Origin of the sequence: Modestobacter italicus, assembly GCF_019799965.1 — a bacterium.
In the GTDB taxonomy this organism is placed as follows: Bacteria; Actinomycetota; Actinomycetes; order Mycobacteriales; family Geodermatophilaceae; genus Modestobacter; species Modestobacter italicus_A.
Genome location: NZ_JABGCJ010000001.1, coordinates 1 through 25,141, shown reverse-complemented (window position 1 = coordinate 25,141; position 25,141 = coordinate 1). Strand labels below are relative to the sequence as shown.

General features: G+C 75.8%; 28 protein-coding genes. 18 read left to right on the top strand and 10 right to left on the bottom strand.

What is annotated here, in order from left to right; translation table 11 throughout:
* Positions 1-11: 11 nt before the first annotated feature.
* The 4 genes from HLA93_RS00140 to HLA93_RS00125 all read left to right on the top strand — a co-directional run bounded on the left by HLA93_RS00140 (position 12) and on the right by HLA93_RS00125 (position 4,045).
* The gene (locus tag HLA93_RS00140; protein WP_222192210.1) at positions 12-1,337 is read left to right on the top strand and encodes an ABC transporter ATP-binding protein; all 1,326 of its coding nucleotides are present in this window, start codon (positions 12-14) and stop codon (positions 1,335-1,337) included.
* Positions 1,334-2,398 (top strand): ABC transporter ATP-binding protein, encoded by a 1,065-nt coding sequence (locus HLA93_RS00135; protein ID WP_222192209.1) that lies wholly within the window; start codon positions 1,334-1,336, stop codon positions 2,396-2,398. The genes HLA93_RS00140 and HLA93_RS00135 overlap by 4 nt, the downstream gene beginning before the upstream one ends.
* A gap of 319 nt (positions 2,399-2,717) precedes the next feature.
* Positions 2,718-3,617 carry an N-acetyl-1-D-myo-inositol-2-amino-2-deoxy-alpha-D-glucopyranoside deacetylase gene (gene mshB / locus HLA93_RS00130; protein WP_308127854.1) on the top strand — a complete coding sequence of 300 codons (900 nt, stop codon included), beginning with the start codon at positions 2,718-2,720 and terminating at the stop codon, positions 3,615-3,617.
* The gene (locus HLA93_RS00125; RefSeq protein ID WP_222192207.1) at positions 3,614-4,045 is read left to right on the top strand and encodes a hypothetical protein; all 432 of its coding nucleotides are present in this window, start codon (positions 3,614-3,616) and stop codon (positions 4,043-4,045) included. The genes mshB and HLA93_RS00125 overlap by 4 nt, the downstream gene beginning before the upstream one ends.
* On the opposite strand, the gene HLA93_RS00120 is transcribed toward HLA93_RS00125, so the two are convergent.
* Positions 4,002-4,754: a GNAT family N-acetyltransferase gene (locus HLA93_RS00120; RefSeq protein ID WP_222192206.1), complete on the bottom strand. Its 753-nt coding sequence runs from the start codon at positions 4,752-4,754 to the stop codon at positions 4,002-4,004. The two genes, HLA93_RS00125 and HLA93_RS00120, sit on opposite strands and share 44 nt — an antisense overlap.
* A 201-nt stretch (positions 4,755-4,955) precedes the next feature.
* Between HLA93_RS00120 and fdxA the strand changes: the two genes are divergently transcribed.
* Both fdxA and dapC read left to right on the top strand, forming a co-directional pair.
* The gene (fdxA, locus tag HLA93_RS00115; RefSeq protein ID WP_091764542.1) at positions 4,956-5,282 is read left to right on the top strand and encodes a ferredoxin; all 327 of its coding nucleotides are present in this window, start codon (positions 4,956-4,958) and stop codon (positions 5,280-5,282) included.
* Positions 5,279-6,376 (top strand): succinyldiaminopimelate transaminase, encoded by a 1,098-nt coding sequence (gene dapC, locus HLA93_RS00110; RefSeq protein WP_222192952.1) that lies wholly within the window; start codon positions 5,279-5,281, stop codon positions 6,374-6,376. Before fdxA ends, dapC begins: the two co-directional genes overlap by 4 nt.
* A 6-nt stretch (positions 6,377-6,382) precedes the next feature.
* Here dapC and HLA93_RS00105 read toward each other — a convergent pair whose 3' ends face one another.
* Positions 6,383-7,327 carry an AraC family transcriptional regulator gene (locus tag HLA93_RS00105; protein ID WP_222192205.1) on the bottom strand — a complete coding sequence of 315 codons (945 nt, stop codon included), beginning with the start codon at positions 7,325-7,327 and terminating at the stop codon, positions 6,383-6,385.
* Between the two features lie 83 nt (positions 7,328-7,410).
* Here HLA93_RS00105 and HLA93_RS00100 point away from each other — a divergent pair, with 83 nt between their 5' ends.
* The gene (locus tag HLA93_RS00100) at positions 7,411-8,244 is read left to right on the top strand and encodes an NmrA family NAD(P)-binding protein (RefSeq protein WP_222192204.1); all 834 of its coding nucleotides are present in this window, start codon (positions 7,411-7,413) and stop codon (positions 8,242-8,244) included.
* Positions 8,241-8,711 carry an anthrone oxygenase family protein gene (locus HLA93_RS00095; protein WP_222192203.1) on the top strand — a complete coding sequence of 157 codons (471 nt, stop codon included), beginning with the start codon at positions 8,241-8,243 and terminating at the stop codon, positions 8,709-8,711. Before HLA93_RS00100 ends, HLA93_RS00095 begins: the two co-directional genes overlap by 4 nt.
* A 7-nt stretch (positions 8,712-8,718) precedes the next feature.
* On the opposite strand, the gene HLA93_RS00090 is transcribed toward HLA93_RS00095, so the two are convergent.
* Complete coding sequence (locus HLA93_RS00090) at positions 8,719-9,624, bottom strand: hypothetical protein (protein ID WP_222192202.1); 906 nt, start codon at positions 9,622-9,624, stop codon at positions 8,719-8,721.
* 110 nt (positions 9,625-9,734) lie between these two features.
* A complete protein-coding gene (gene dapD / locus HLA93_RS00085; protein WP_222192201.1) occupies positions 9,735-10,718 on the bottom strand; it encodes a 2,3,4,5-tetrahydropyridine-2,6-dicarboxylate N-succinyltransferase in 984 nt (327 codons plus the stop codon).
* Positions 10,719-10,894: 176 nt separating this feature from the next.
* Here dapD and HLA93_RS21310 point away from each other — a divergent pair, with 176 nt between their 5' ends.
* The 5 genes from HLA93_RS21310 to HLA93_RS00060 are packed head-to-tail and all read left to right on the top strand — an operon-like array spanning position 10,895 to position 15,655.
* Positions 10,895-12,817 carry a phosphatase PAP2 family protein gene (locus HLA93_RS21310; protein WP_308127853.1) on the top strand — a complete coding sequence of 641 codons (1,923 nt, stop codon included), beginning with the start codon at positions 10,895-10,897 and terminating at the stop codon, positions 12,815-12,817.
* A gap of 55 nt (positions 12,818-12,872) precedes the next feature.
* On the top strand, positions 12,873-13,991 hold the full coding sequence (gene dapE, locus HLA93_RS00075; protein WP_222192200.1) for a succinyl-diaminopimelate desuccinylase: 1,119 nt from the start codon (positions 12,873-12,875) through the stop codon (positions 13,989-13,991).
* On the top strand, positions 13,988-14,815 hold the full coding sequence (locus HLA93_RS00070; RefSeq protein WP_222192199.1) for a TIGR00730 family Rossman fold protein: 828 nt from the start codon (positions 13,988-13,990) through the stop codon (positions 14,813-14,815). The genes dapE and HLA93_RS00070 overlap by 4 nt, the downstream gene beginning before the upstream one ends.
* A 2-nt stretch (positions 14,816-14,817) precedes the next feature.
* Positions 14,818-15,198: a DivIVA domain-containing protein gene (locus tag HLA93_RS00065; RefSeq protein WP_222192198.1), complete on the top strand. Its 381-nt coding sequence runs from the start codon at positions 14,818-14,820 to the stop codon at positions 15,196-15,198.
* The gene (locus HLA93_RS00060) at positions 15,191-15,655 is read left to right on the top strand and encodes an SRPBCC family protein (protein WP_222192197.1); all 465 of its coding nucleotides are present in this window, start codon (positions 15,191-15,193) and stop codon (positions 15,653-15,655) included. The genes HLA93_RS00065 and HLA93_RS00060 overlap by 8 nt, the downstream gene beginning before the upstream one ends.
* 7 nt (positions 15,656-15,662) lie before the next feature.
* On the opposite strand, the gene HLA93_RS00055 is transcribed toward HLA93_RS00060, so the two are convergent.
* Both HLA93_RS00055 and HLA93_RS00050 read right to left on the bottom strand, forming a co-directional pair.
* Positions 15,663-16,403, bottom strand: coding sequence for a cytochrome c oxidase assembly protein (locus HLA93_RS00055; RefSeq protein ID WP_308127852.1), 741 nt, complete (start codon positions 16,401-16,403; stop codon positions 15,663-15,665).
* Positions 16,404-16,413: 10 nt separating this feature from the next.
* Positions 16,414-16,875: a DUF2243 domain-containing protein gene (locus tag HLA93_RS00050; protein ID WP_308127851.1), complete on the bottom strand. Its 462-nt coding sequence runs from the start codon at positions 16,873-16,875 to the stop codon at positions 16,414-16,416.
* 155 nt (positions 16,876-17,030) lie between these two features.
* Here HLA93_RS00050 and HLA93_RS00045 point away from each other — a divergent pair, with 155 nt between their 5' ends.
* Together HLA93_RS00045 and HLA93_RS00040 are read left to right on the top strand one after the other, a co-directional pair.
* Positions 17,031-17,741, top strand: a complete 711-nt coding sequence (locus tag HLA93_RS00045; RefSeq protein ID WP_222192196.1) for an ABC transporter ATP-binding protein — start codon at positions 17,031-17,033, stop codon at positions 17,739-17,741.
* Complete coding sequence (locus HLA93_RS00040) at positions 17,738-19,069, top strand: hypothetical protein (protein ID WP_222192195.1); 1,332 nt, start codon at positions 17,738-17,740, stop codon at positions 19,067-19,069. The genes HLA93_RS00045 and HLA93_RS00040 overlap by 4 nt, the downstream gene beginning before the upstream one ends.
* 57 nt (positions 19,070-19,126) lie before the next feature.
* Here HLA93_RS00040 and HLA93_RS00035 read toward each other — a convergent pair whose 3' ends face one another.
* Genes HLA93_RS00035 through HLA93_RS00020 form a run of 4 tightly spaced genes read right to left on the bottom strand, consistent with a single transcriptional unit; the run spans position 19,127 to position 22,280 of the window.
* Positions 19,127-19,657 carry a hypothetical protein gene (locus HLA93_RS00035; protein ID WP_222192194.1) on the bottom strand — a complete coding sequence of 177 codons (531 nt, stop codon included), beginning with the start codon at positions 19,655-19,657 and terminating at the stop codon, positions 19,127-19,129.
* A 36-nt stretch (positions 19,658-19,693) separates the two neighbouring features.
* A complete protein-coding gene (locus HLA93_RS00030; RefSeq protein WP_222192193.1) occupies positions 19,694-20,932 on the bottom strand; it encodes a molybdopterin-dependent oxidoreductase in 1,239 nt (412 codons plus the stop codon).
* Positions 20,929-21,600 (bottom strand): TIGR04282 family arsenosugar biosynthesis glycosyltransferase, encoded by a 672-nt coding sequence (locus HLA93_RS00025; protein ID WP_222192192.1) that lies wholly within the window; start codon positions 21,598-21,600, stop codon positions 20,929-20,931. The genes HLA93_RS00030 and HLA93_RS00025 overlap by 4 nt, the downstream gene beginning before the upstream one ends.
* Entirely contained in the window at positions 21,597-22,280 is a 684-nt protein-coding gene (locus tag HLA93_RS00020) for a glycosyltransferase family 2 protein (RefSeq protein WP_222192191.1), read from the bottom strand. The genes HLA93_RS00025 and HLA93_RS00020 overlap by 4 nt, the downstream gene beginning before the upstream one ends.
* A 78-nt stretch (positions 22,281-22,358) precedes the next feature.
* Here HLA93_RS00020 and HLA93_RS00015 point away from each other — a divergent pair, with 78 nt between their 5' ends.
* The 3 genes from HLA93_RS00015 to HLA93_RS00005 all read left to right on the top strand — a co-directional run.
* Entirely contained in the window at positions 22,359-23,705 is a 1,347-nt protein-coding gene (locus HLA93_RS00015) for a hypothetical protein (RefSeq protein ID WP_222192190.1), read from the top strand.
* A 115-nt stretch (positions 23,706-23,820) separates the two neighbouring features.
* Positions 23,821-24,474 (top strand): pentapeptide repeat-containing protein, encoded by a 654-nt coding sequence (locus HLA93_RS21740; RefSeq protein ID WP_222192189.1) that lies wholly within the window; start codon positions 23,821-23,823, stop codon positions 24,472-24,474.
* A gap of 215 nt (positions 24,475-24,689) precedes the next feature.
* On the top strand, positions 24,690-25,141 hold a 452-nt coding region (locus HLA93_RS00005; protein ID WP_306433265.1), incomplete at its 3' end, for a sigma-70 factor domain-containing protein.

Sequence of the window (25,141 nt, the reverse complement as noted above, 5' to 3'; positions counted from 1 at the left end):
CGGAGAGCTCCATGTCCACCCTCGGGACCAGTGGCACCGGCGCGTCCGCGTCCGGGGCCACCGCCGTCGGCGCCAGCTCGACCGGCACCCTCAGCCAGGCCGGCAGTCGCACCACCAGCCTCGGCGGCTTCGACGCGAACGCGCCGCTGCTGCAGGTCAGCGACCTCAACGTGCACTTCCCGACCGAGGACGGCGCCGTGCACGCCGTCCGCGGCGTCGACTACACCCTGCGCTCGGGTGAGGTGCTGGGCATCGTCGGCGAGTCCGGCTCCGGCAAGTCGGTGACCTCGCTGGCGGTCATGGGGCTGCTGCCGGGCTCCGCCCGCGTCACCGGCTCGGTCCGCTACCGCGGCCAGGAGCTGCTCGGCCAGAGCGACCGGAGCATGTCCCGGGTGCGCGGCAAGGGCGTCTCGATGATCTTCCAGGACCCGATGACCTCGCTGGACCCGGTCTACCGGGTGGGGTACCAGATCGAGGAGACCCTGCGGATCCACGACAAGTCGCTGTCGTCGAAGGCGGCTCAGGCGCGGGCCGTGGAGCTGCTGGAGCTGGTCGGCATCCCCAACGCCGGTGAGCGGGTCCGCTCCTACCCGCACGAGTTCTCCGGCGGCATGCGCCAGCGGGTGGTCATCGCGATCGCGATGGCCAACCAGCCCGAGGTGATCATCGCCGACGAGCCGACCACGGCCCTCGACGTCACCGTGCAGGCGCAGATCCTCGAGGTGCTGCAGACCGCCCTCCAGGAGACCGGCGCCGCGATGGTGCTGATCACCCACGACCTCGGCGTGGTCGCCGGCTTCGCCGACCGGGTGCTGGTCATGTACGCCGGCCGCCCGGTCGAGGTCGGCAGCGTCGAGGACATCTACTACGAGCCGCGGATGCCCTACACCCTCGGCCTGCTCGGGTCGCTGCCGCGGCTGGACTCCAGCACGAAGGAGCGGCTCACCCCGATCCTCGGTGCACCGCCCTCGCTGCTGAACATGCCGCCGGGCTGCCCCTTCGCGCCCCGCTGCCCGCTGCACATCGCCGCCTGCGACGAGGCGGAGCCACCACTGCTCCAGGTCGGCGCCGGGCACCAGGCCGCCTGCATCCGCACCGCCGAGGTGGCCAAGGCCCACGGCCACGCCGCGGACGTCTTCAGTGTCACCGGCGCGGACGCCGACCTGATCGGGGTCGGCCAGGTCGCCGACCTCACCACGACCGAGGAGAGCCGGGAGACCGGCGCCCCCGGGACCCCGCCGGGAGACCAGACCGAGCCGGGTGCCGGCGGCACCACCGGCCGCACCGGCAGCGTCGTGAGCCCCGAGCCGCGCCCCACGAACGGAGACCGGGCATGACCGCCCCCACCACCGACCGCACCGCCGACGGCGCGGACCGCCGCGGCGAGCCGATCCTCTCGGTCCGCGGGCTGGAGAAGCACTTCCCGATCAAGGGCGGTGGCCTGATCAAGCGCACCGTGGGTGCGGTGCGCGCAGTCGACGGCGTCGACCTCGACCTCTACCCCGGCGAGGTGCTGGGGCTGGTCGGTGAGTCCGGCTGCGGCAAGTCCACGACCGGGCGGGCGATCCTGAACCTGCAGCCGGCCACCGCCGGCTCCGTGGTCTTCCAGGGCCGGGAGATCGTCGGGCTCGGCCGCAAGGAGATGCGCCCGCTCCGGCGGGACATCCAGCTGGTCTTCCAGGACCCGTACGCCTCGCTGAACCCGCGGCTCCCGGTGTTCGACATCGTCGCCGAGCCGCTGATCATCCACGGCCTGACCAAGGATGAGAAGGAGCTGCGCTCCCGGGTCCGCGAACTGGTCGAGACCGTGGGGCTGAACCCCGAGCACACCAACCGGTACCCGGCCGAGTTCTCCGGCGGGCAGCGACAGCGCATCGGCATCGCCCGGGCCCTGGCCCTGCAGCCCAAGGTACTGGTGCTCGACGAGCCGGTGTCCGCGCTCGACGTCTCCATCCAGGCCGGCGTCATCAACCTGCTCGAGGACCTCAAGGACCAGTTGGGCCTCAGCTACCTGTTCATCGCCCACGACCTGTCGGTCGTCCGGCACATCTCCGACCGGGTCGCGGTCATGTACCTCGGCCGGATCATCGAGATCGCCGAGCAGGAAGAGCTGTTCACCCGCCCCGCGCACCCGTACACCCAGGCGCTGCTGTCGGCGATCCCGCTGCCCGACCCGCGTCGCGAGCGCGCCCGCCAGCGGATCATCATCTCCGGCGACGTGCCCAGCCCGGCCAACCCGCCGTCCGGCTGCCGGTTCCGCACCCGCTGCCAGAAGTTCGCCAACGTGCTCAGCGACGGCGAGCGTGAGCTGTGCATGACCGTGGACCCCAAGCTGGAGACCCGCGGCACCGGTCACCTCAACGCCTGCCACTACGCCGAGGCGACCTCGGTGCTCTGACATGGCGATCCTCCGGATCGCACCGCGGCCAGGAGCCGTGCCCGGCGTGCGCTGAGCCGTTTCGTCCGTCCCCGGCAGGACCCTGCGGGTCCGTGCCGGGGACGGACAGCTCGCTGCGCTCGCGAACTGCTGCGCGACCGACGGGCGCTTGAGGGTCGTCAGGCGGCCCTCGTCCGTGCCCGGCAGGACCCTCCGGGCCCGTGCCGGGTCCGGACAGCTCACTCCGCTCGCACATGCCTCGGGTCGGAACGGTGACTCTGGGCCGCGGGCGGGCTCCTGGTCGTGGGTCGTCGTGAGGGCGCACGGTGTAATGGCTGGCGTGACTGCGCCCTCCCGCCGGCTGATGCTGGTGCACGCCCACCCCGACGACGAGACGATCAACAACGGGGCCACCATGGCCCGCTACGTCGCCGAGGGCGTGGGCGTCACGCTGCTCACCTGCACCCTGGGGGAGGAGGGCGAGGTGCTGGTGCCCGAGCTGGCGCAGCTCGCCGCGGACCAGGCCGACCAGCTGGGCGGCTACCGGATCGGGGAGCTGGCCGCCGCGATGGCCGCCCTCGGGGTCACCGACTGGCGCTTCCTCGGCGGGGCTGGGCGCTACCGGGACTCCGGGATGATGGACACCCCCGCGAACGACCGGCCGCGGGCGTTCTGGCGGGCCGACCTCGCCGAGGCGGTGGCGCACGCGGTCGCCGTCGTCCGGGAGGTGCGGCCGCAGGTGCTGGTCACCTACGACGAGATCGGTGGCTACGGGCACCCCGACCACATCCAGGCGCACCGGGTGGCGATGGGCGCGGTGGACGCCGCCGCCGACCCCGCCTACCGGCCCGACCTGGGCGAGGCATGGACCGTCGCGAAGGTGTACTGGAACGCGATGCCGCGCTCGGTGGTGCAGCGGGGCATCGACGCGATGGCGGCGCTGGGGGAGGAGTCCCCGTTCGCGTCGCTCGGCGACCTCGACGAGGTGCCCTTCGCCGTCGCCGACGAGGTGGTCACCACCGAGGTCGACGGCCGGGCGTACGCCGACCGCAAGGAGGCCGCCATGCGCGCGCACCCCACCCAGATGACGGTCGACGGACCCTTCTTCGCCCTGTCCAACAACCTGGGTCAGCGGGTGCTCGGCGCCGAGCACTACCGGCTGGTCCGCGGGCAGCGGGGGCCGGCCGGGCCGGGGCCGGAGGGCTGGGAGGACGACCTGTTCGCCGGGCTGCCCGGATGAGGGCGCTCCAGCTGACCGGCTGGGCCGTTGCCGCGGTCCTGGTCTCGGCCTGGCTGGCCCTGGTGGAGGTCTTCTGGCTGCCCTGGCGGCTGGGCGGCGTGCCGGTCCCGGTCTCCGTGCTGGCGGCCGTCTTCGGCAACGTGCTGCTCGTGGGCGCCGCGCGCCGACTGTCCGGTTCCCGGCTGGTCGCCGTGCTGCCGGCCGTCGTCTGGCTGGGCATCGCCCTGGCCGCGACGACGCAGCGCCCGGAGGGCGACCTGCTGCTGCCCGGCGGCGACGCGGTCACCGAGCTGGTCAACCTGGGCTTCCTGCTGGTCGGCGTGGTCGCGGCGGCGTTCGCCGTGGGCCGTGCGCTCGGCGGCACACCGCCGCCGCGCCCGCCGGTCAGCCGATCCGCCGCCGGTAGTGGTAGCGGTGGTGCTCGATGAAGCCGGCGCCGCGGTACAGCGCCCGCGCCGGGGTGTTCTCGGCGGTCACCTGCAGGTAGACGGAGTGGGCCCCCCGGTCGGCGGCCCACTGCTGCAGCGCCGTCATCACCGCGGTGGCCAGCCCCCGGCGGCGGTGGCCCTCGGCGACGGTGACCGCGGTGACGCCGAGCCAGCCGTCGGTGAGCGCGCCGCGGGCGACGGCGGCCAGCGGCGCCGGCTCGGGGTCCAGCCGCACCGAGGCGAAGACGACGTCCTCGCCGTGGGTCAGCACCTCGAGGGCGCCGTCGGGCAGCGGGCCGCCCCGGTACCGGTAGCCGGCCAGCCAGGCGTCGTCCGGGGTGGGGGAGAGCTCGACCGAAACGGCGGGCGGCGCGGTCGCGGCGATCGGTGCGGTGAGCACCAGCACGTCCCCGTCGGTGGCCCAGCCGGCCGCGGCGAAGGCGGCGTCCGCGCGGCGGGACTGCACGCCGGGGAGCATCGCGCACGGCTGGAGGCCGCGGTCGTCGTACCAGCGCGCCACCGCCGCCACCGCCTCCGCCAGGGGCCTGCCTGGGTCGCCGACGACGAGTGCCGAGTTGGCACGGCCGGTGAAGCCGTTGCCGGCGCGGAGCAGCCAGTCACCCAACGGCGCCTCCTCGAGCGCGCGCCAGCCGCGCGCGGCCAGCAGCTCCAGCTCCACCACGCCCAGCGGTGACCGCCTCTGTCCCATGCACCGATCCTGCGGCCCTGCCCCGGCAGCGTGTCGGCCGGGGTGCCGCGCCGTCCGCGGAGAGCGGGTGGGCAGGTCGGGGAGGGGGTGTCGGCCCGACCCGTCGCGCTGGAGCACGGGGGCTCGGGTGATACTGGAGTTGATCGAACGCACCCCTGGCCGGCCAGGGAACGCGCCAGCCGCACGCCCCGGAGGAACCCCGTGACCTACGTCATCACCCAGGCCTGTGTCGACGTCCTCGACAAGGCGTGCATCGACGAGTGTCCGGTGGACTGCATCTACGAGGGCGACCGGATGCTCTACATCCACCCCGACGAGTGCGTCGACTGCGGTGCCTGCGAGCCGGTCTGCCCGGTGGAGGCCATCTACTACGAGGACGACGTCCCGGACAAGTGGAAGGACTTCTACAACGCCAACGTGGAGTTCTTCTCCGACCTGGGCAGCCCCGGCGGTGCGGCCAAGACCGGCAAGATCAACAAGGACCACCCGCTGGTCGCCGCCCTCCCGCCGCAGGGTGAGGGGCACTGAGCGCGGTCCGGCTGCCGGACTTCCCCTGGGACTCCCTGACCGAGGCGCGCGCCCGGGCCGCTGAACACCCCGGCGGCGCCGTCGACCTGTCGATCGGCACCCCGGTCGACCCGACCCCGGCCCTGCTGGGGGCGGCGCTGGCCGGCGCCGGGGACGCCCCGGGCTACCCGACGGCGCTGGGCACCGCGGACGTCCGGCGGGCGGCCGCGGACTGGCTGTCCCGCCGGTTGGGCGTGCAGCTCGCCGACCCGTTCGGCGCCGACCCGTCGGTCATCCCGACGGTCGGCTCCAAGGAGCTCGTCGCGCTGCTGCCCACCCTGCTGGGGCTGCGCAGCGGCACGGTGCTGATCCCCGAGGTCGCCTACCCGACCTACGAGGTGGGCGCGGTGTTGGCCGGGCTGACCGTGCGCCGCACCGACGTCCCGCCGGCCGACCCGGACGACGTCGTCCTGGTCTGGCTGAACTCCCCGGGCAACCCCCACGGCCGGGTGCTCACCGACGTGCAGCTGCGCGACTGGGTCGCCTGGGGCCGCGAGCACGGGGTGCCCGTGGTCGCCGACGAGTGCTACGTCGAGCTCGGCTGGGACGTCCAGCCGCGGTCGGTGCTGCACCCTGACATCGCCGGCCCCGACCACGCCGGCCTGCTCGCCGTGCACTCGTTGTCCAAGCAGTCGACCGCGGCGGGGTACCGCGCCGGGCTGCTGTCCGGCGACCCGGCCCTGGTCCGCCGGGTGTGGGAGACGCGCCGACATCTGGGCCTGCTGGTGCCCACGCCGGTGCAGGCCGCGATGGCCGCCGCGCTCGCCGACGACGAGCACGTCGCCGTCCAGCGCGAGCGCTACCGGCTGCGCCGGGAACGCCTCGCCGCCGCCGTCCGGGCCGGTGGCGCACGCATCGACCACTCCGAGGCCGGCCTCTACCTCTGGGTCACCCGGGACGAGGACTGCTGGACGACGATCGGCTGGCTCGCCGAGTCGGGCATCGTGGCCGCCCCCGGGACCTTCTACGGCCCGGCCGGCAACCGGCACGTGCGGATGGCGCTCACCGCGACCGACGAGCGGATCGACGCCGCGGTGGAGCGGCTCGCCGGCTGACCGGCCTCAGCCGGTGGCGCCCAGCGTGGCGCGGTGGGCAGCGGGGCTGACCCCGGTGGCCCGCTTGTAGGCGGCGCTCAGCGCGAAGGGGCTGGCGTACCCGACCCGGCGGGCGATGCCGGTGAGGGTCAGCCCCGGGTCGCGGAGCAGGTCGGTGGCCAGTGCGATCCGCCAGCCGGTCAGGTAGCTCATCGGGGGCTCGCCGACCAGGTCGGTGAACCGGCGGGCGAGGGTGGCCCGGGCGACCCCGACGGCGCCGGCCAGCGAGGCGACCGTCCACGGCTCGGCCGGCCGGTCGTGCAGCAGCTCCAGCGCCGGCCCCACGACCGGGTCCCCGGCGGCGAGGTACCAGCCGGGGGCGCCGGCGTCCGGGCGGTCCGCCCAGGTGCGCAGCGCCGACACCAGCAGCACGTCGAGCAGCCGGTCGAGCACCGCCTCCTGGCCTGCCGCGTCCCGGTCGATCTCGGCGGCGAGCAGCTCGGTCACCGCGCGGGTGCCCGCGTCGGCGTGGACGACGACCAGTTCGGGCAGCGCCCGCACCAGCCGCTCGCCCACCGCGCCGGGCGCGGGGTAGGTGCCGGTGAGCAGCACGGTCGGCCCGGCCGCGTCGTTGCCCCACGAGCGCTCGCCCAGGACGGCCATCGGCCCACCGCCGGCCCCGTCGACGGGGGTGCACACCTGCCCGGGTCCGACCTCCACCTGCGGTGCGGTCGCCGGGTCGTCGGCCACCGTGTACGGGCGGGGGCCGCGCAGCAGGACGACGTCCCCGGCCGGCACGGGCACGGTCCGGCTGTCGGCGAGCACGACCCAGGCCGACCCGCGCAGCACGGTCAGCACGGTGAGCGGCGCCTGGTCGGCGATCCGCAGCGACCAGGGCGGCCGCAGCAGCGAGCGGAGCAGGAAGGCGCCGCGGGCGTGCGGCCCGCCGAGCAGTGCGGCGACCGGGTCCATGGCCCGAGAGCGTAGACGCTCACGCATGCAAGCGGGCTCCTGTGCCATGGATCGTCTCGCCCGTCGGGGCTGTACTGGTGGACATGAGCGAACAGACGATCCTCGTGACCGGCGGCACCGGCACCACCGGCAGCCGCATCGCCGCCCGCCTCCGCGCCCGCGGTGTGCACGCCCGGGTGGCCTCCCGCAGCAGCGCCTGCCGGCTGGACTGGGCGGAGCCCGGCACCTGGGCCCCGGCGCTGGCCGGTGCCCGGGCCGTGTACCTGGCCTACGCCCCCGACCTCGCCGTGCCGAGCTCCGACGAGGTGATGGCCGCCGTCACCCGCGCCGCCACCGCGGCCGGGGTGCGCCGGGTGGTGCTGCTGTCCGGGCGGGGTGAGCCGGGCGCCCAGCGCGCGGAGGCCGCGGTGCGGCGGGCCGCCGAGGAGGGCGGGCTGGACTGGACGGTGCTGCGCTGCAGCTGGTTCGTGCAGAACTTCACCGAGGGGCAGTTCGCCGGCCCGCTGGCCACCGGGGAGCTCGCCCTCCCGGTGGAGGACGTCCCGGAGCCGTTCCTGGACGCCGAGGACATCGCCGACGTCGCGGTCGCGGCCCTGCTGGACGACGGGCACGCGGGGCGGACCCACGAGCTGACCGGCCCCCGGGCGCTGACCTTCGCCGAGGCGGTCGCGGAGATCGCCGCGGTGACCGGCCGGCCCGCGCACTTCCGCCCGGTGCCGTTCGAGGCGTACGCCGCGGAGCTGGCCGCCGCCGGCGTGCCGGACGACGTCATGGGGCTGATGACCCACCTGTTCACCGAGGTGCTCGACGGCCGGAACGCCGCACCGACCGACGGGGTGCAGCAGGCACTGGGGCGCCCGGCCACCGACCTCGCCGACGCGGTGCGGCGCAGCGCCCTGGCCGGGAGCCGGGCGTGACCGGGGAGCGCGCGCCGCTGCTGGTCGTCGCGTCGCTGGGGTGCGGTCTGGTCGCCGGGGCGTTCGCCGTCTTCAGCCTGATGGTCATGCCGGCGCTGACCGCCCTGCCCGGTGCCACGGGGGCGACGGCGATGCAGTCGGTGAACCGCGTCGCCGTCCGGCCGGGGTTCATGGCGCTGCTCTTCGGCACCGCGCTGGTCTGCCTCGTGCTGGGCGGCGCGGAACTGGCCGGGCAGCGACGGCCGGCGGTGCTCACCGGGGTGGCGCTCCACCTGTTCGGCGTGGTGGGGGTGACCGTGCTGGCCAACGTGCCGCTCAACGACGCGCTGGCCCGGCTGGACGCCGCCGCACCGGGCGCTGCGGAGGCGTGGCGGGAGAACGCGGCGCGCTGGACCCGGTGGAACACGGTGCGGTCGGTGGCCGCGACGGGCGCCGCGACGGCCTTCGTGCTGGGGCTGGCCGACTGACCAGCGGTCAGGTCAGCCGGAGCTGGAGCGGCAGCTCGAAGGCGCTGGGGGTGCTCACCCAGCCGCCGTCGGGGGTCCACGCCCAGCCGTCCATCACGACCCGGGTCAGGCCGAACCGCTCGGCGTGGGCGACCGCCCAGGTGGCCTCGGGCCAGCCGGCGCCGGCGATGGTGACGGTGCCGTCGGCCTCCGTGGTCGGTGCACCGGCCTCGCGCCGGGCCGTCTCGGTCAGCGCCGCCGTCCGGGCGGCGGGGTCGCCGGCGGCTCCCGGCGGGTAGCCACAGGCCAGCGCCCCGGCCTGCGTCGCCGCCAGGGCGCCGGCCAGGGCGGACGCCATCGGCTCCCACTGCTGGTACGCCTCCGGGAAGCCGCTGCGCTGCACCGCCTGGGCGACCTCGGTGAGCCGGCCGGTCTCCCAGCCGGGCACCTCCACCAGCCCGTCGAAGAACTTGCCGGCGGAGTACACCGGGTCCTGCACCTGCGCCTCGGTGCCCCAGCCCTGCGAGGGGCGCTGCTGGAACAGGCCGAGGGAGTCCCGGTCGCCGTAGGACAGGTTGCGCAGCCGGGACTCCTGCTGGGCGGTGGCCAGCGCGATCACGGTGGCCCGCTGCGGCAGCCCGCGGGAGCGGGCCACCGCGGCGATGGTGGCGGCTGCGGCGGCCTGCTCGGTGGTCACGGTGACGCCGGCGCCGGGCACGGTGCACCCGGCCAGCACCGACGGCGTCACCTCGTCCTCCCGCCAGCTCAGCGCCACGGCCGCGATCAGGACGGCGACCAGCAGCAGCGGCCACAGCCCCCGCGTCCGGGAGCGACGGGCCCGCCTGCGACTGCGGGTTGCCGGCCGGGGCGGGCGCGCCGGTGGGCGGGCCGCCCGGGCCGCGGGTCGTCGGCTCGCGACCGGGCTGCTGACCATCGCGCCGATGGTAGGTCGCCGTGCTGGCAGTCACCTGGACGTCAGGGGGCCCGCGCGACGACGGTGTCAGGTGGGGAAGGCGAGCCCGATGAGCCGCCCCGCCGCCGCCGTCAGTTCGCGTGCAGCGCGGCGTTCAGGGCGCCCCAGTCGCCGTTGCGGGGCAGCGCCTCCAGCGCGCCGTCCAGCGAGTTGCGCCGGAACAGCAGGCCGTCCCGGCCGGAGAGCTCGCCGGCCTTGGTCGTCGTCCCGTCGGGGAGGCGGACCTTGGACCCGGCGGTGACGTAGCAGCCGGCCTCGACGACGCACCCGTCGCCGAGGGAGATGCCGATGCCGGCGTTGGCGCCCAGCAGGCAGCCGGAGCCGATCGAGATGACCTGCTTCCCGCCGCCGGACAGCGTGCCCATGATCGAGGCGCCGCCGCCGATGTCGGAGTCGGCGCCGACCACGACGCCGGCGCTGATCCGGCCCTCGACCATCGAGGGGCCGAGCGTGCCGGCGTTGAAGTTGACGAAGCCCTCGTGCATGACCGTCGTGCCCTCGGCCAGGTGCGCGCCCAGCCGGACCCGGTCCGCGTCGGCGATCCGCACCCCGGCCGGGACGACGTAGTCGACCATCCGCGGGAACTTGTCCACGCCGAAGACGGTGAGCTGGCCGTGCGCGGCACGCAGCCGGGCGCGGACGGCGTCGAGCTCGGTGGCCAGCACCGGGCCGGCGCTGGTCCAGGCCACGTTGGCGAGCAGTCCGAACTGCCCGTCCAGGTTCACCCCGTGCGGTCGCACCAGCCGGTGCGAGAGCAGGTGCAGCCGCAGGTAGACGTCGTGGGCGTCCACCGGCGGTGCCGAGAGGTCCGCGATCGTGGTCGAGACGGCGACGGTCTGCGCCCCACGGGCCTCGTCGCTGCGCACCAGCCCGGAGAAGTCCGGCCCGAGCAGCCCCTCCAGCTCCAGCACCCCGATCTGCTGGGTGCCGGTCTCGCCCTGGTCGGCGGTGCTGAGCGCGGGGGCGGGGAACCAGGTGTCGAGCACCGTGCCGTCGGCGGTCAGGGTGGCGATGCCGACGCCGTTGGCGCCGGTGGTCTCTGCAGCGGTCGTCACGGTCGTCGAGGCTACCGAGTGCGCGGCAGTGACCTGGCCCGCAGAGCGGGCACCCGCCCACCAGGACTGTTCAACCGGCCGCCGATCACCGTTCGCCCAGCTGCGGCCCGGCCCGGCCACGCTGCCCCGGACTGAGCACGGGCCGCCGGGCCCGGCCGACTCGAAGGGAACGCGCAGTGCTGCTGCACCAGGACGTGGACCGACGGAGCTTCCTCGCGATCGGGGCGGTGGGGACGGCGCTGCTGACCGTGCCCAGCGTCTTCCGCGCACCGGCCGCCGCGGCCGACACCAACCCGGCCGACACCACCGCGGGGGCCACCCACCCGCTGCTGCCGTTCGTGGACAACTACAACAGCAACACCACGGCGAACCTCAGCACGGAGACGAACGCCGCCGTCGTCATCCTGTCCGGGATGGCCGACCTGTGGCGGACCGGCTCCAGCTGGGACACCGGCGTGGCGGTCGACCCGGCGCTGCGGCAGAACATCACCCACGTCGTGCAGGTGAGCCGGGCCCGAACCGCGGCCGAGGCGGCGCAGTCGTTCATCTACGACCGGCAGCACCAGAGCTACGCCGTCACCGGCGGGCTGGGCCCGCTGGCCGAGCTGTACCGGACCGGGGCCAAGGCGGTCACCAGCATCACCGCTGCTCCGGACGGCACGCCGCCCACCAAGATCGACGACGCGGTGCCGGCCGGCGCGCCGGCCGGCTCGTCGCTGGGTGCCGGGTCCTCGGCGTCCGAGCTCGGCCGGGTGGTCGACCTGGTCAACACGCTGCGCGGCTCGAACACCTCGAGCAACCCGTCCAAGTTCACCTACCAGTACCCGCGCCCGTGGCGAATGACGGTGGCCAACACCGTGGTGCCCACCGGCGCCGTCGACGAGTACGGCTACCCGGTGTACCGGTCCGACGTGGTGGTCGCCCCGCAGCTGCTGCGCCAGCGCAGCACCACCCCCGAGAGCGACGGCGGCTACGTCAGCGGGCACACGAACGCCTACTGGCTGGCCGCGCTGGCGCTGGCCTACGCCGTGCCGGAGCGCTTCCAGGAGATGGTGGCGCGCGCCGCCGAGCTCAGCGACTACCGCATCGTCAGCGGCATGCACTCCCCGGTCGACGTGATCGGCGGGCGGATCCTGGGCACCGCGCTCGCCGCGGCGAAGCTCCACGAGGCGGCCAGCGCACAGGTCAAGGCCGACGCTCGGGCGCAGGCACTGGCGTACTTCACCGCCCGCACCGGCACCACGCCGGACACCCTCATCGAGGCCGCCCACACCGGCGAGGACCCCTACGCCGACCGGGCGGCCACCCGCCGCGCGACGCTGCGTCGGTTCACCTACGACCTGCCCACCCGCGGCTCGACGACCGTGCCGATGGTGGTGCCCAAGGGCGCCGAGGCGCTGCTGGAGACCCGGCTGCCCTACCTGACCGCCGAGCAGCGCCGCGAGGTGCTGCGCACCACCGCGCTGCCCTCGGGCAACCCGCTGCTGGACGGTCCCGAGCTGTGGGGCCGGCTGGACCTGTTCACCGCCGCCGACGGCTACGGCGCCCTGGACGGCGAGGTCCGGGTGGTGATGGACGCCGCCGCCGGCGGGTTCTCCGCCCGCGACACCTGGCGCAACGACGTCCGCGGCACCGGCCGTCTGGTCAAGGCCGGCTCGGGGACCCTGGAGCTCGCCGGATCGAACAGCTGGACCGGGGGCACCCGCGTCACCGACGGCACCCTGGTCGCCCGGTCCAACGGCGCGCTGGGCCAGGGCCCGGTGCAGGTCGAGGGCGGTGCGCTGCGGCTGGGGGCCGGGGCGACCGTCGTCGCGGCCCGCGGTGACGTCTCCCTGACCGGTGGCGCACTGGCGCTGACCTTCGGCTCGGCCGCGCAGCCGCCGCTGTCGGTGATCGGCACCGCCACCCTGGGGGTCGGCAGCCGGCTGGAGCTCACCGTCGAGGACGCGCGCCGCTGGGCGCACGGCGGCCCGGTGCCGGTGCTGCTGGCCCGCTCGGTGCGCGGCACCTTCGGCTCCGTGGTCGAGACGACCGGCCGCTTCGACGTCGAGCCGGTGTACCAGGCCGGTGCCGTCTCGGTGCGACTGCGGGCGCGCTGACCGGAGGCCCGCGCGTGCGGGCCGGTCACGGGCCGGGCCTGATTAGGCTCGGCCCGTGACCGGACCCGCCCCCCTGGACCTGACCGCCGACGTCCTCGCCCTGACCCGGGCGCTGGTCGACGTGCCGTCGGTCTCCGGCACCGAGGGGCCGCTGGCCGACGCCGTCGAGGCGGCGCTGCGCGGGCTCGGCGGCCTGGAGGTGGAGCGGATCGGCGACTCGGTGCTGGCCCGCACGAACCTGGACCGGGACACCCGGATCGTGCTGGCCGGGCACCTGGACACCGTGCCGGTCGCCGGCAACCTGCCCAGCCGGCTGGAGACCGTGGACGGCCTGGAGCGGCTGTACGGCTGCGGCACCAGCGACATGAAGGCCGGCGACGCGGTGATGCTGCGGCTGGCCGCCCGGTTCGGCGTCCCCGGGGCGCAGCCGGCCCGCGACCTCACGTTCGTCTTCTACGACAACGAGGAGGTCGAGGCGGTCCGCAACGGCCTGGGCCGGGTCGCCCGCGAGCGCCGCGGCTGGCTGTACGGCGACCTGGCGATCCTGATGGAGCCGACCGACGGCGTGGTCGAGGGCGGCTGCCAGGGCACGTTGCGGGTGGTGCTGACCGTGCCCGGCAAGCGGGCGCACAGCGCGCGTTCGTGGCTCGGGGTGAACGCGGTGCACGGCGCCGCGGGCATCCTCGCCACGCTGGCCGGGTACCGGGCCCGCGAGGTGGAGATCGACGGGCTGACCTACCGCGAGGGGCTCAACGCCGTGCGGATCGAGGGCGGGGTGGCCGGCAACGTCGTCCCGGACGAGTGCCGGGTGACCGTCAACTTCCGCTTCGCCCCCGACCGGGACGAGGACCAGGCGCTGGCGCACGTCCGCGAGGTGTTCGCCGACGCCCTCGCCGCCGGGGTGACCTGCGAGCTCACCGACTCCTCGGGCGGTGCCCTGCCCGGGCTCGCCGAGCCGGCCGCCGCGGCCTTCGTCGCCGCGGTCGGGCAGCCGCCCCGGGCGAAGCTGGGCTGGACCGACGTCGCCCGGTTCGCCGCCTTCGGCATCCCCGCGGTCAACTACGGACCGGGCGACCCGAACCAGGCACACCAGGCCGCCGAGCACGTCGTCGTCGACCGGCTCCAGCCGGCCGAGGACGCATTGATCGCCTACCTGAGCGGGAGCAACGCATGAGCCAGCCCGAGGACGACCGGCGCCGACCGATCCGCCACCGCGGACCGATCACGCTGCGCGGCGGTGAGCCCGACCCGCGCAACGCCGGGACGACCACCGATCAGCGGCTGCTCGACCGGCGGGGCGACAGCGGTTTCGTGCACACCGACCCCTGGCGGGTGCTGCGCATCCAGGCCGAGTTCGTCGAGGGCTTCGGGCTGCTGGCCGACCTGCCCCGGGCGGTCAGCGTGTTCGGCAGCGCCCGCACCCCGCGCGACTCCGAGTACTACGCCACCGGCGTACAGCTCGGCGCGGCGCTCGCCGACGCGGGCTACGCGGTGATCACCGGCGGTGGCCCCGGCGCGATGGAGGCGGCCAACAAGGGCGCCTGCGACGCCGGGGGCATGTCGGTCGGGCTGGGCATCGAGCTGCCGTTCGAGCAGGAGCTCAACGAGTGGGTCGACGTCGGTGTGCTGTTCCGCTACTTCTTCGTGCGCAAGACGATGTTCGTGAAGTACGCCCAGGCCTTCGTGATCCTGCCCGGCGGCTTCGGCACCCTCGACGAGCTGTTCGAGGCGTTGACCCTGGTGCAGACCCGCAAGGTCACCCGCTTCCCGGTGATCCTGTTCGGCAGCGCCTACTGGTCAGGGCTGGTCGACTGGATCCGGGACACCATGGTCGCCCAGGGCACCGTGGGCCCCAACGACCTGGAGCTGCTGCACGTCACCGACTCCGTCGAGGAGGCGGTGCAGCTGATCCAGGCCGCCGACGCGGCCCGCGAGCAGCACACCGGGGAGCCGCCGTCCGGGGACCCCGTGCCCGGGCGGGCGCCGGTCGACGGCTGACCGTGGCCGGCCTGGTCTTCGTCGTCGGCCTGCTGCTGGTCGGCGGGCTGCTCTTCCTGGGTGCCTCGCTGCTGCTCGGGCGCGGGGAGACCCAGCCGCCGGCCGACGTCGCCCGGTCACCGGTCGAGCTGCCCGAGGGGCGGGAGGTGGTCGGCGACGACGTCCGCGCGCTGCGCATCTCGGTCGCCGTGCGCGGGTACCGGATGACCGAGGTCGACTGGCTGCTGGACCAGCTCGCCCAGGTGATCGACGAGCGGGATGTCGAGATCGCCGGGCTGCGGGCCCAGCTGCCGCCGCAGCCGCGCGCGGCCGACCAGCAGGACACCGACCCCGACGGCGTCCCCGTCCCGGGTGCGGACGACGAGAGGAGCACCGGTGCCTGAACTGGTCGAGCAGGTCGAGGTGGACGCCCCGCCGGAGCAGGTGTGGGCGGCGCTGGTCGACTGGGACCGGCAGGGGGAGTGGATGCTGCTCACCGACGTCCGCGCCGGCGCGCGGGACGGGCAGGGCGTGGGCGGTGAGCTGGCCGCCACGACCGGGGTGCGGCTGCCGGTGCTCGGCCGCCGGGTGGGCGTGCTGGACACCATGCTGATCACCAGCTGGCAGCCGCCGCTGCGGGTCGACGTGCGGCACACCGGCCGGGTGGTGCGGGGCACCGGGACGTTCGAGGTGCGCCCGCGGGCCGGCGGTGGTTCGACGTTCGTCTGGACCGAGGGCCTGGACCTGCCGCTGGGCGCGCTGGGCCGGCTCGGCTGGCCGCTGGTGCGCCCGGTGATGGCGGCCGGCGTCCGGCTCTCGCTGCGCCGCTTCGCCGCCTACGCGCAGGCCCACCCGGCCTGACCGGAGCTCAGACGCCGGCCGGCTGGGTGGTGTGGACCGCGGCCCGGACCGCGGCCCGGCTGCGGTACCACTGCCGCCACAGCAGCGCGGCGACGACCACGTGCACGACGGTGCCGCCGTCGTAGAGCAGCCGCGCACCCGCCTCCGCGTTCGTCACGCCGGCCGGCGGGTGGGCGTAGAGCCACTTCGCCAGCACGTCGTGCCCGGCCATGCCGGCGCCCAGCGCCACCGCCCGGGCGACCACGCCCCGCCGGTGCGGCGCCGGGTCGACCGTCAGGACGGCGGCGGTGGCCAGCCAGCCGGTCAGCAGCACGTGCACCGAGACCAGCAGGTGCCAGCCGGGGGAGTGCGCCACGGTGCCGAGCAGCCCGCTGCCGTGCAGCACCCACAGCCCGCCGACGTTGAGCGTGACCGCGACGAACGGGTCACCCAGCACCTGGGCCGGGGCCGAGCGCAGCAGCCGGCTCACCGCGCGCGCCCGGTGCACCGGCAGCCTGCGCAGCAGCAGGGTGACCGGCGCGGCCAGCACCAGCAGCACCGGCGCCACCATCCCGGCCAGCAGGTGGGCGGCCAGGTGCGCCCGCAGGTCACCGTGCGCCGCGGCCAGCGGCCCGGTCAGCCCGGCCGCCGCCACGGCCAGCCCGGCCAGCCAGCTCGCCGTCCGCAGCGGTGACCACCGCACGTCGACCGCGGCGAGCACGTACAGCAACGCCAGCAGCGCCAGGACGGCGAGGACGACGCCGGTCACCGGGGGGCCGTCACCGGTCGGCGGTGGGGGTGCGGCTGCGGGCCAGGAGCAGCAGCCCAGCCGCGAGCAGCACCACACCCGCGCCGATCCAGGCGACGTCGTAGCCGAGCAGGTCGACGCCGTAGCGCACCTGGTGCACCCGCAGCACCTTGTGGTCCACGACGCCGTCGAAGGTCTGGAACGCCCCGGCGCCGGTGAGCACCGCACCCCACCAGGTGCGCGAGGCGAAGGCACTCCGCCGGCGCACGTCGGCCAGCAGCGCCAGCCCGGCCACGGTCGCCGACCAGGTGAACGCGTGCAGCAGGCCGTCGGAGACGAGTGCGGCGTCCCCGCCGGCGCGGTCGTAGAAGTGGTGCCAGTGCAGCAGCTGGTGGAAGACGATCTCGTCGATCGCGCCCATCGCGCCCACCCCGAGCAGCAGACCGGACAGCAGCAACCGCCGGTCGGGCCTGGTGCGGCCGGGTGCGGTCACGCTGGCCTCCGTCGTCGGTACGGCACGTGCCCGCTCGCTGCCCGCCCGGCCGCGCGGGGAAACCCGCCGGTCGTACGACCCCGGGTGGACCGGACCGGCGGAGTTCCACCCCCGGGCCGACGCGGCCGGGGTGGGGGAGCGGCCACGCTGGGGCCATGACCGCGATCCTCTCCGCCCGGGGCCTCCGGATGACCTACGGCGACGGCGCCGCCGCCGCGCACGCCCTCGCCGGGGTGGACCTCGACGTGGGTGCCGAGTCCCTGGCCGTGATGGGCCCCTCGGGCTCGGGCAAGACGACGCTGCTGCACTGCCTGGCCGGCATCGTCGCCCCGACCGAGGGGTCGGTGACGTGGGGCGGGCAGGACCTGGCCCGGCTGTCCGACGCCAAGCGGACCGTGCTGCGCCGCACCGACTTCGGCTTCGTCTTCCAGTCCGGCCAGCTGCTGCCCGAACTGCCGGCGGTGGAGAACGCCGCGCTGCCGCTGATGCTGGCCGGGGTCGACCGGCGGACGGCGACCGAGCGGGCGGCCCGCTGGCTGGCGCACCTCGGGCTCGCCGGGCTGGAGCAGCGACGGCCCGGCGAGCTCTCCGGTGGACAGGGCCAGCGGGTGGCGATCGCCCGCGCCCTGGTCACCGAGCCCGGCGTGGTCTTCGCCGACGAGCCGACCGGTGCCCTCGACGGGACCACGGGGCAGGAGGTGATGGGCCTGCTGGTCGGCGCGACCTCGGCGGCCGGGGCCGCCCTGGTGGTGGTCACCCACGACCCGGGCGTGGCCGCCTGGTGCGGGCGGGTGGTGACCATGGGCGACGGGCGGCTGGTCGACGACCGCCGGACGGCCCGGTCCGGCGACGTGGCCGCCCGATGAGGGCCGCGTTGCGGCTGTGGTGGGCACTGGCCCGGCGGCAGGGGCCGGACCGGCTCACCACCGGCCTGGCGGTGCTGGCCTTCGCCGCGGTCACCTGGGCGCTGCTGACCACCCTCGGTGGGCTCCGGGCGTTCATCGACCGCGCCGCCGTCGACGGGGCCGGCGCCGAGACCTCGGGCACGGGGGAGGTGTACGTCGTCCTGGCCGTGGTCGCGGCTGCGCTCATCCTGGTGCCGCTGATCACCCTCGGTGGTGCGGCGGCCCGGCTGGCGGTCGCCCGGCGCAACGCCCGGATGGCGGCGCTGCGGCTGGCCGGGGCGACCACCGGGCAGGTCGCCACGATGGCCGTCGCCGACGCGCTGGCTCAGGCGGTCGCCGGCGCGCTGGCCGGCGCGGCGCTCTACGGGGTGACCCTGCCGCTGGTGGCGCTGCTGCACTTCCAGGGCCGGGCCTTCGCCGTCCACGAGCTGTGGGTGGGTGGCTGGGCGGTGTCCGCGCTGCCCGCGGTGCCGCTGGTCGCGCTGGTCTCGGCGCTGGCCGCGCTGCGCCGGGTCGCGATCACCCCGCTGGGGGTCGCCCGACGCACCGGGGTGCCACCGCTGTCCTGGACCCGGCTGCTGCCGCTGTTCGCGCTCGTGGGGGTGTTCCTGCTCGCCGCCAACGGGATGCTCCACGTCGGGGCGGTCGTGCTGCTGGCCATCCTGGTCGGCACCCTGGCCGGGGCGATGTGGGTGTTCAACCTGGTCGGCCCGTGGCTGGTCTCGGTGCTGGGCCGGGCGGTCGCCCGGCGGGCCCGGACCGTGCCCACCCTGCTGGCCGGGCGGCGGATCGCCGACGACCCCAAGGCCGCCTGGCGCAGCGTCGGCGGCGTGGCGCTGGTCGCCTTCGTCGCCGGTGTGCTCAGCGTCAGCCCGGGTCTGGCGGCGACCGGCGCGGAGGAGGACCGGCACCTGGGGATCGACATCGCGACCGGGACGGCGGTCACGCTGGTGATCGCCGCCCTGCTGGCCGCGGTCTCCACCGGGGTCACCCAGGCCGGCCGGGTGCTCGACCACGCCGCGGAGTACCGCGCACTGCACCTGGCCGGCACCGAGGTGCGCACGCTGCACGCCGCCCGGATGCGGGAGACCTGGATCCCGCTGCTGGTCTGCGTGGGGGGCGCGACGGTCACCGCGCTGGCGCTGATCAGCCCGTTCGTCGAGGCGTTGGCCGACGCCCCGGTCGGGGTGGTGCTGTTCCTGGGCTCGGTCGTGGCCGGCTGTGCGCTGGTGCTCGCCGGCACCGCGGCCAGCCGCCGGATGGTCGAGCGGGCCGCCCTCGCGGCGTGATCAGGTCGGGCTGAGCGGGGCCTCGCGGTCGGGGTGAGCCCGCTCAGCCCGAGGTGATCACGACGTCGCCGTCCGGCGGGCCCGGCGGACGGCGACCACCGCCCAGACCGCGGCCACCAGCCAGACCGCCAGCACGATCAGCAGCAGGTTGCGGCCGTACTCGCGCGGCAGGAAGGACGGGTTGGCCGGGCTGTCGCCCGGGGTGAGCAGGAACGGCAGCGTGATGAGCGTGAGCACCCCGCTGACCACGGCGGCGACCACCACCGGCGGGCGGGCCGGGCGGGGGAGCAGCCGCGCGGCCAGCCAGCCCAACGCGATCCACAGCGGGGCGAGCACCAGGTCGTGCAGCAGGGCGGCGCCGACGAACCAGGTCGCCCACGACCCCAGCGGGATGCGGCTCCCGGCGGAGACCAGCCCGTAGCCGCCCCAGGCCAGCGCGGCGAGCCCGGGGAGCAGGAACAGCCACCGCCACCACGGCCGCAGCGCCGACGTCGCCGGCCGGTCCGGGTCGGCGGCGTACGGGTCCTCCGGCACCAGCCCCGCGGCTCGCGGGTCCCGTTCCCGGCTGCGCTCTGCCTCCAGGCTCACGGTGCTGCCTCCAGGCTCACGGCACTCCCTCCGGGCTCATGCCGGCGCCACCGCGGTGACCCACTTGGTCTGCATGACCCCGGGCCGGTTCGGCGCGATCAGCCGCACCGGGTAGCCGTGGTCTAGGTCCAGCGGCTCGCCCTGCAGCTGCAGCGCCAGCAGGGTCAGCGGGCTGCTCGCGTGCGGCGGCGCCACGGTCGACACCCGGTAGAGCCCGCCGGGCTGCAGCGACTCGACGGTCACCTGGGTGTCCCGCGGCAGCCCGGCCTCCTCGAGCAGGTCGGCCAGCCGCACCCCGGTCCAGGTGCCGCCGGCGCTCCAGCCCTCCACGCAGGTGATCGGCAGTTCGACGGTGTGCTGGGCCATCCCCTGCAGGTCGGCCAGCGTCAGTTCCAGCGGGTTCGGGCCCGCCACGGTGAGCCGGTAGGCCGGGTCGACGGCGGTCTCGGTGACCCCGGCCCGCTCGGCGGTCTGCCGCACCGGCAGGTCCTGCGGGCCGACGCCGGGGTGCCGCGGCGCGAGCAACGACACGTCGGCGAGCGGCGAGAACGTCTGCCCGGCCATGGCCAGGGTGACCGCGCCGGCGCCGGCGCCGGTGGCCAGCACGAACGTGCGGCGGGACACCGCACCGTGCTCGGCCGCCTCGTCCTCGGCGGTCAGCTCGGCCGCCTGCTCCGGCGCCAGCCCGGCGACCGCACCGGGGGAGCCCCGGCGGGCCAGGCCGCGGCGGATCTCCGGCGCCTTGGCCCCCACGTGCACCGCGACCGCGCCGATCGCGATCCAGCCGGTCCAGTAGTGGGTGTCGGTGAAGAAGAAGCCCCACGGGTACCACTGCGCGATGTTGACCAGGCCGGTGAGCAGCTGGAACGTGCCGGCGGCGACCAGCACCAGGATCGAGATGCGGCTGATCAGCCGGGACGGCGAGCCGGCCGGCGGCCACTCGAACAGCTTCGGGTAGACCGTCCAGAGCTTGACCAGGAGCAGTGGGATCGCGGCCAGCCCGGTGACCACGTGCAGGCCCTGGGTGACGCCGTACAGCCAGACCGGCCGGGCCGGCCAGACGAACCAGCTCGGCGCGTCCTGGACCAGGTGGCTGATCATCCCGGTGAGGAAGCAGACCAGGAACGCCGCGCCCAGCCAGGCGCCGACCCGGGAGGCCCGCCGCTCGGAGTGCAGCGGGCTGGCGAAGGCGCCCCGCCGGAACGGCCCGCGGCGCAAACCGTCCGGGGGCGCCGGCAGCCGGGCGCCCAGCACCCGGTCCAGGGAGGCGGTCACGGCAGCCCCGCCGCCACCTCGTCGACGACCCGGCGGGTGCGGCTGTCCGGCGGGCAGAGCGCCGCCACCGACAGCGCGTCGGGGAAGTGGTCGATGTCGGTGAGCTGCGGCAGGTCGAGCACGGTCAGCCCGGCGCCCTCCAGTGCGGCCCGGGTCAGCACCGCGGTGTCGTCGCGGGACATCGGGACGTCGGGCAGCACCTGCGCGCCGTCGGGGGAGTGCAGCCCGAGCGCCCACCAGCCGCCGTCCGGGGCCGTGCCGAGCACCGCCGTCCCCGGGCCGGCCGCGACCAGCCGGTCGAGGGCGTCGGTCAGCAGGGCGGGGGTGACCTGCGGGGTGTCCATGCCGATCAGCAGGGTGGGCAGCGCGCCGTCCGGGGCGCCCATCGCGTCGGCGAAGGTGTGCGCCAGCCGGGTGCCCAGGTCCCCGTCGACCTGCGGGACGACGACGCAGCCGGACAGGTCCAGGTCGCGGGGCTCGCCGTCCAGGGCCACCACCCGGCGATGCACCGGGGTCGCCCGCACCACGTCGAGGGTGTCGCCGACCGCGGCGGAGGCGATGGCGGCGGCCTGGTCGGGGGTGCACGGCGGGCTCAGCCGGGTCTTGCTCCGGCCCGGCACCGGTGCCTTGGTGATCACCAGCAGCTGGGTCGTCGTGGCAGGGGTCATCGCGCCAGCACCTCCCGCATGTCCCGGATCGTGCGCAGCGTGCCGAGCGCGGTGCCGGTGACCTTGGACTTCGTCCCCTCGGCGCGCGGGGCGTAGTCGACGTCCACCTCGACGATCCGCCAGCCCGCGTCGGCGGCCTTGGTGACCATCTCCAGCGGGTAGCCGAACCGGCGGTCGGTGATCGCCAGTGCCAGCAGCGCCTCGCGCCGTCCGGCGCGCATCGGGCCGAGGTCGTGCAGCGCGAGCCCGGTGCGCCGGCGCAGCATGACGCTCAGCGCGGTGTTGGCGACCCGGGCGTGCACCGGCCAGGCGCCGCGAGAGGTGGGCCGGCGACGGCCCAGCACCAGGTCGGCCCCGCCGGCGAGCACGGGATCGGCCACGAGCGGCAGGTCGGCCGGGTCCATCGAGGCGTCGGCGTCGCAGAAGCAGACGACGTCGGCGGTGGCCTCCTCCAGCCCGGCGTGCGCCGCGGCACCGAAGCCCCGCTGCGGCACGTGCACCACGGTGGCGCCGTGGTCGGCGGCGATCTGCGCCGACCCGTCCGTCGAGCCGTTGTCGGCCACGATCGCGCGGTAGCCCTCGGGCAGCCGGGTGAGCACCGCGGGCAGCGCCCCGGCTTCGTTCAGGCAGGGGAAGACGACGTCCGGCACGTACGGACGGTAGCCGTGGTCGACGTTCATCGCCCGGCGTTCGGCCCGAGCTGCCCCGCCGGATGGGTGAGGGGCGCCGACCGGCCGGTCCACCTACGCTCGCGCACCGTGACCACCGCCGCGCCCCAGGCTCCGACCCGCCGGCGGCGGTGGCTGCCCGTCGTCGCAGTGGCCCTCGTGGTCGGGTTCGTGCTGGTGATGGGCCGGATCGGCTGGCACCTCACCCGCGACGGCGTCGTCCTGCACCTGCTCGGCGGCTACGTGCTGCGCGGCGGCTTCGACGTCGTGCTCACCCCGCGGGTGCTGCTGCCGGTGGTCGTCGGTCTGGCCGGGGTGCTGGCCGGGCCGGCGCTGGCCGCGCGGGCGCCGTGGCGGGTGCTGCTGCCCGGCTCCGCGCTCGCCGCCGCGGCGTGGGCCGTCGCCCTGGCGCTGTCGTCGGGCTGGCACCGGCTGCCCGAGCCGCTCTCGGTGGTCTACGAGTACCCGAACGACGTCCCCCGGGTCGAGGGGATCGGGGCCTTCCTCTCCGGCTTCGTCGCCTCCGTGCCGGCCGACGCCGCGGACCCCTGGACGACGCACGTCGCCGGGCACCCGCCGGGCGCCCTGCTGGCCTTCGTGCTGCTGGACCGGCTCGGCCTGGGCGGGCTGGGCTGGGCGGCGGCGATGTGCGTCGCCGGCGGGGCGCTGGCGGTGCCGGCCGTGCTGGTCGCCGTCCGCGCGGTGGCGGGGGAGGAGCCGGCCCGCGCGAGCGCCCCCTTCCTCGTGCTCGCCCCGATGGCGCTGTGGGTGGCGACCTCGGCCGACGCGCTCTTCGCCGGTGTGGCGGCCTGGGGCGTGGCGCTGCTGGCGACCGCGGCCGCCCGGGCCCCCGGCGTCGCCGACGTGCGCGCCCTGGCCGGTGGGCTGCTGCTCGGGCTGGCGCTGTTCCTGTCCTTCGGGCTCACCGCGCTGGGGCTGGTCGCGCTGACCGTCGTCCTGGTGCACCGCGGTCGGCTCGGCTGGGGCGGCGTGGTGCGGGTGCTCGGGGTCGCGGCGCTGGGTGTCGCGCTGGTGGTCGCGGCGTTCGCCGTCGGCGGCTACTGGTGGGTGGAGGGGTTCACCGCCGCAGGGGAACGGGTGCGCTCGGGCCCCTCCTACGCCAACCGGCCGCTGGAGTTCTTCGTCTTCGCCAACCTGGCCGCCGCCGCCCTCGCGGTCGGCCCGGCGGCCGTGGCCGGGCTCGCCTCGCTGCGCCGCGCCCGGCTGGCGCTGCTGCCGCTGGCCGCGCTCGTCGGCATCCTGGTCAGCGACCTCACCGGCCTCGTGCGCGGGGAGACCGAGCGGATCTGGCTGCCGTTCTACGTCTGGCTGCTGGTCGCCACGGCCTTCCTCCCGCCCCGGCAACGGCGTGGATGGCTGGCCGCCGGCGTGGTGCTCGCGATCGGCATCGAGGTCGTGGTCCGCACCGAGTGGTGACGTCGTCGGTGCCGGGTGCCGGGTGCCGGGTGACGCCGGAGATCAGACCGGCCCGCCCCGGGTCCACCCGGGGCCTGCCCGGACCGGCCGCGGACAGCGCCTACCTTCCCCAGGCGTGGCACCCCGATCCCAGAACGTCCTGCCCGCCCCGCCGCAGCTGCCGGCCGACCTGACCGAGGAGCACCTGCTGGCGGCCGACCTGACCGCCCACGTCGAGCAGCGGGCCCTGCACGGCGAGGTCGAGGACGTGCTGCTCGACGACGTCGAGGTCAGCGCCAGCCGGCTGGCCCGGCTCCGGCTCATCGGCGGGCGGATCACCCGGTGCCAGTTCACCGACGTCGAGGTCGTGGACTCCGACCTGTCCGGCGTCGACGTCCCGGACAGCCGATGGCAGCGGGTCGCCGTCCGGGACAGCCGGCTGGCCGGGGTCTCGGTGGCCGGGAGCACGTGGTCCGACGTCACGCTGACCGACGTGCGGGCCGCACGGCTGGACCTCCGGTTCGCCACCGTCCGGCGGGCCCGCTTCACCCGCTGCGACCTCAGCGCCCTCGACCTCACCGGCGCCACCCTGGACGGCGTGGTGTTCGAGGACTGCCGGCTGGTGGAGGCCCGGTTCGCCCAGCTCACGGTCAAGCGGGCCGAGTTCGTCGACTGCGACACCTCGGCCGCGGTGGGGGTCGACTCGCTGCGCTCGGCAGTGGTGGACGCCACCACGCTGATGTCGCTGGCCGCCCCGATGGCCGCCACACTGGGGCTCCGGCTGAGCTGAACACCCCGCCCGGGGGTGAGATCTCGCCCGCGCCGACCGCCCCTCGGCCCGGACGGGTTAAAATTGCAGGCCGACTGCCCGAGCCCGGCCGCTGACGCGGCCCGGTGGGTGGTCGACCGTCAGCACGTGCCGGCTCCTGCCGGCACCCAGCACCGGCCTCTCCGCCATCACCCTCGGGTGCGGCGACGCCGACGACACCGTCAGGAGAGGCGAACATGAGCGTTGCCGACGTGGACACCTCGAGCAACCCGGCCGACGCCGACTCCGTCGTGCAGGTCGTACCCGCCGCCGCCGACGAGACCACCGAGACCCCCGCGGGCGCCGAGACCTCCTCGGACTTCGTCTGGGAGGACGACGAGGACGCCGTCGCCCTGCGGCAGGCCCGCAAGGAGGCCGAGCTCACAGCCTCCACCGACTCGGTCCGCGCCTACCTCAAGCTGATCGGCCGCGTGAAGCTGCTGACCGCCGAGGAGGAGGTCGACCTCGCCAAGCGGATCGAGGCCGGCCTGTACGCCGACCACAAGCTGGCCGAGGCGGCCGAGGCCGGCACCAAGCTGGCGGCCCCCCTGCGCCGCGAGCTGACCTGGATCGTGCGGGACGGCGAGCGCGCCAAGAACCACCTGCTGGAGGCCAACCTCCGCCTGGTCGTCTCCCTGGCCAAGCGCTA

Excerpts from the sequence above, each read along its gene's own strand:
- HLA93_RS00140 (WP_222192210.1), top strand. The coding sequence starts at position 12 with ATGTCCACCCTCGGGACCAGTGGCACCGGCGCGTCCGCGTCCGGGGCC.
- HLA93_RS00135 (WP_222192209.1), top strand. The coding sequence starts at position 1,334 with ATGACCGCCCCCACCACCGACCGCACCGCCGACGGCGCGGACCGCCGC.
- HLA93_RS00125 (WP_222192207.1), top strand. The coding sequence starts at position 3,614 with ATGAGGGCGCTCCAGCTGACCGGCTGGGCCGTTGCCGCGGTCCTGGTC.
- HLA93_RS00120 (WP_222192206.1), bottom strand. The coding sequence starts at position 4,754 with ATGGGACAGAGGCGGTCACCGCTGGGCGTGGTGGAGCTGGAGCTGCTG.
- HLA93_RS00105 (WP_222192205.1), bottom strand. The coding sequence starts at position 7,327 with ATGGACCCGGTCGCCGCACTGCTCGGCGGGCCGCACGCCCGCGGCGCC.
- HLA93_RS00100 (WP_222192204.1), top strand. The coding sequence starts at position 7,411 with ATGAGCGAACAGACGATCCTCGTGACCGGCGGCACCGGCACCACCGGC.
- HLA93_RS00090 (WP_222192202.1), bottom strand. The coding sequence starts at position 9,624 with ATGGTCAGCAGCCCGGTCGCGAGCCGACGACCCGCGGCCCGGGCGGCC.
- HLA93_RS00070 (WP_222192199.1), top strand. The coding sequence starts at position 13,988 with ATGAGCCAGCCCGAGGACGACCGGCGCCGACCGATCCGCCACCGCGGA.
- HLA93_RS00045 (WP_222192196.1), top strand. The coding sequence starts at position 17,031 with ATGACCGCGATCCTCTCCGCCCGGGGCCTCCGGATGACCTACGGCGAC.
- HLA93_RS00040 (WP_222192195.1), top strand. The coding sequence starts at position 17,738 with ATGAGGGCCGCGTTGCGGCTGTGGTGGGCACTGGCCCGGCGGCAGGGG.
- HLA93_RS00025 (WP_222192192.1), bottom strand. The coding sequence starts at position 21,600 with ATGACCCCTGCCACGACGACCCAGCTGCTGGTGATCACCAAGGCACCG.
- HLA93_RS00020 (WP_222192191.1), bottom strand. The coding sequence starts at position 22,280 with ATGAACGTCGACCACGGCTACCGTCCGTACGTGCCGGACGTCGTCTTC.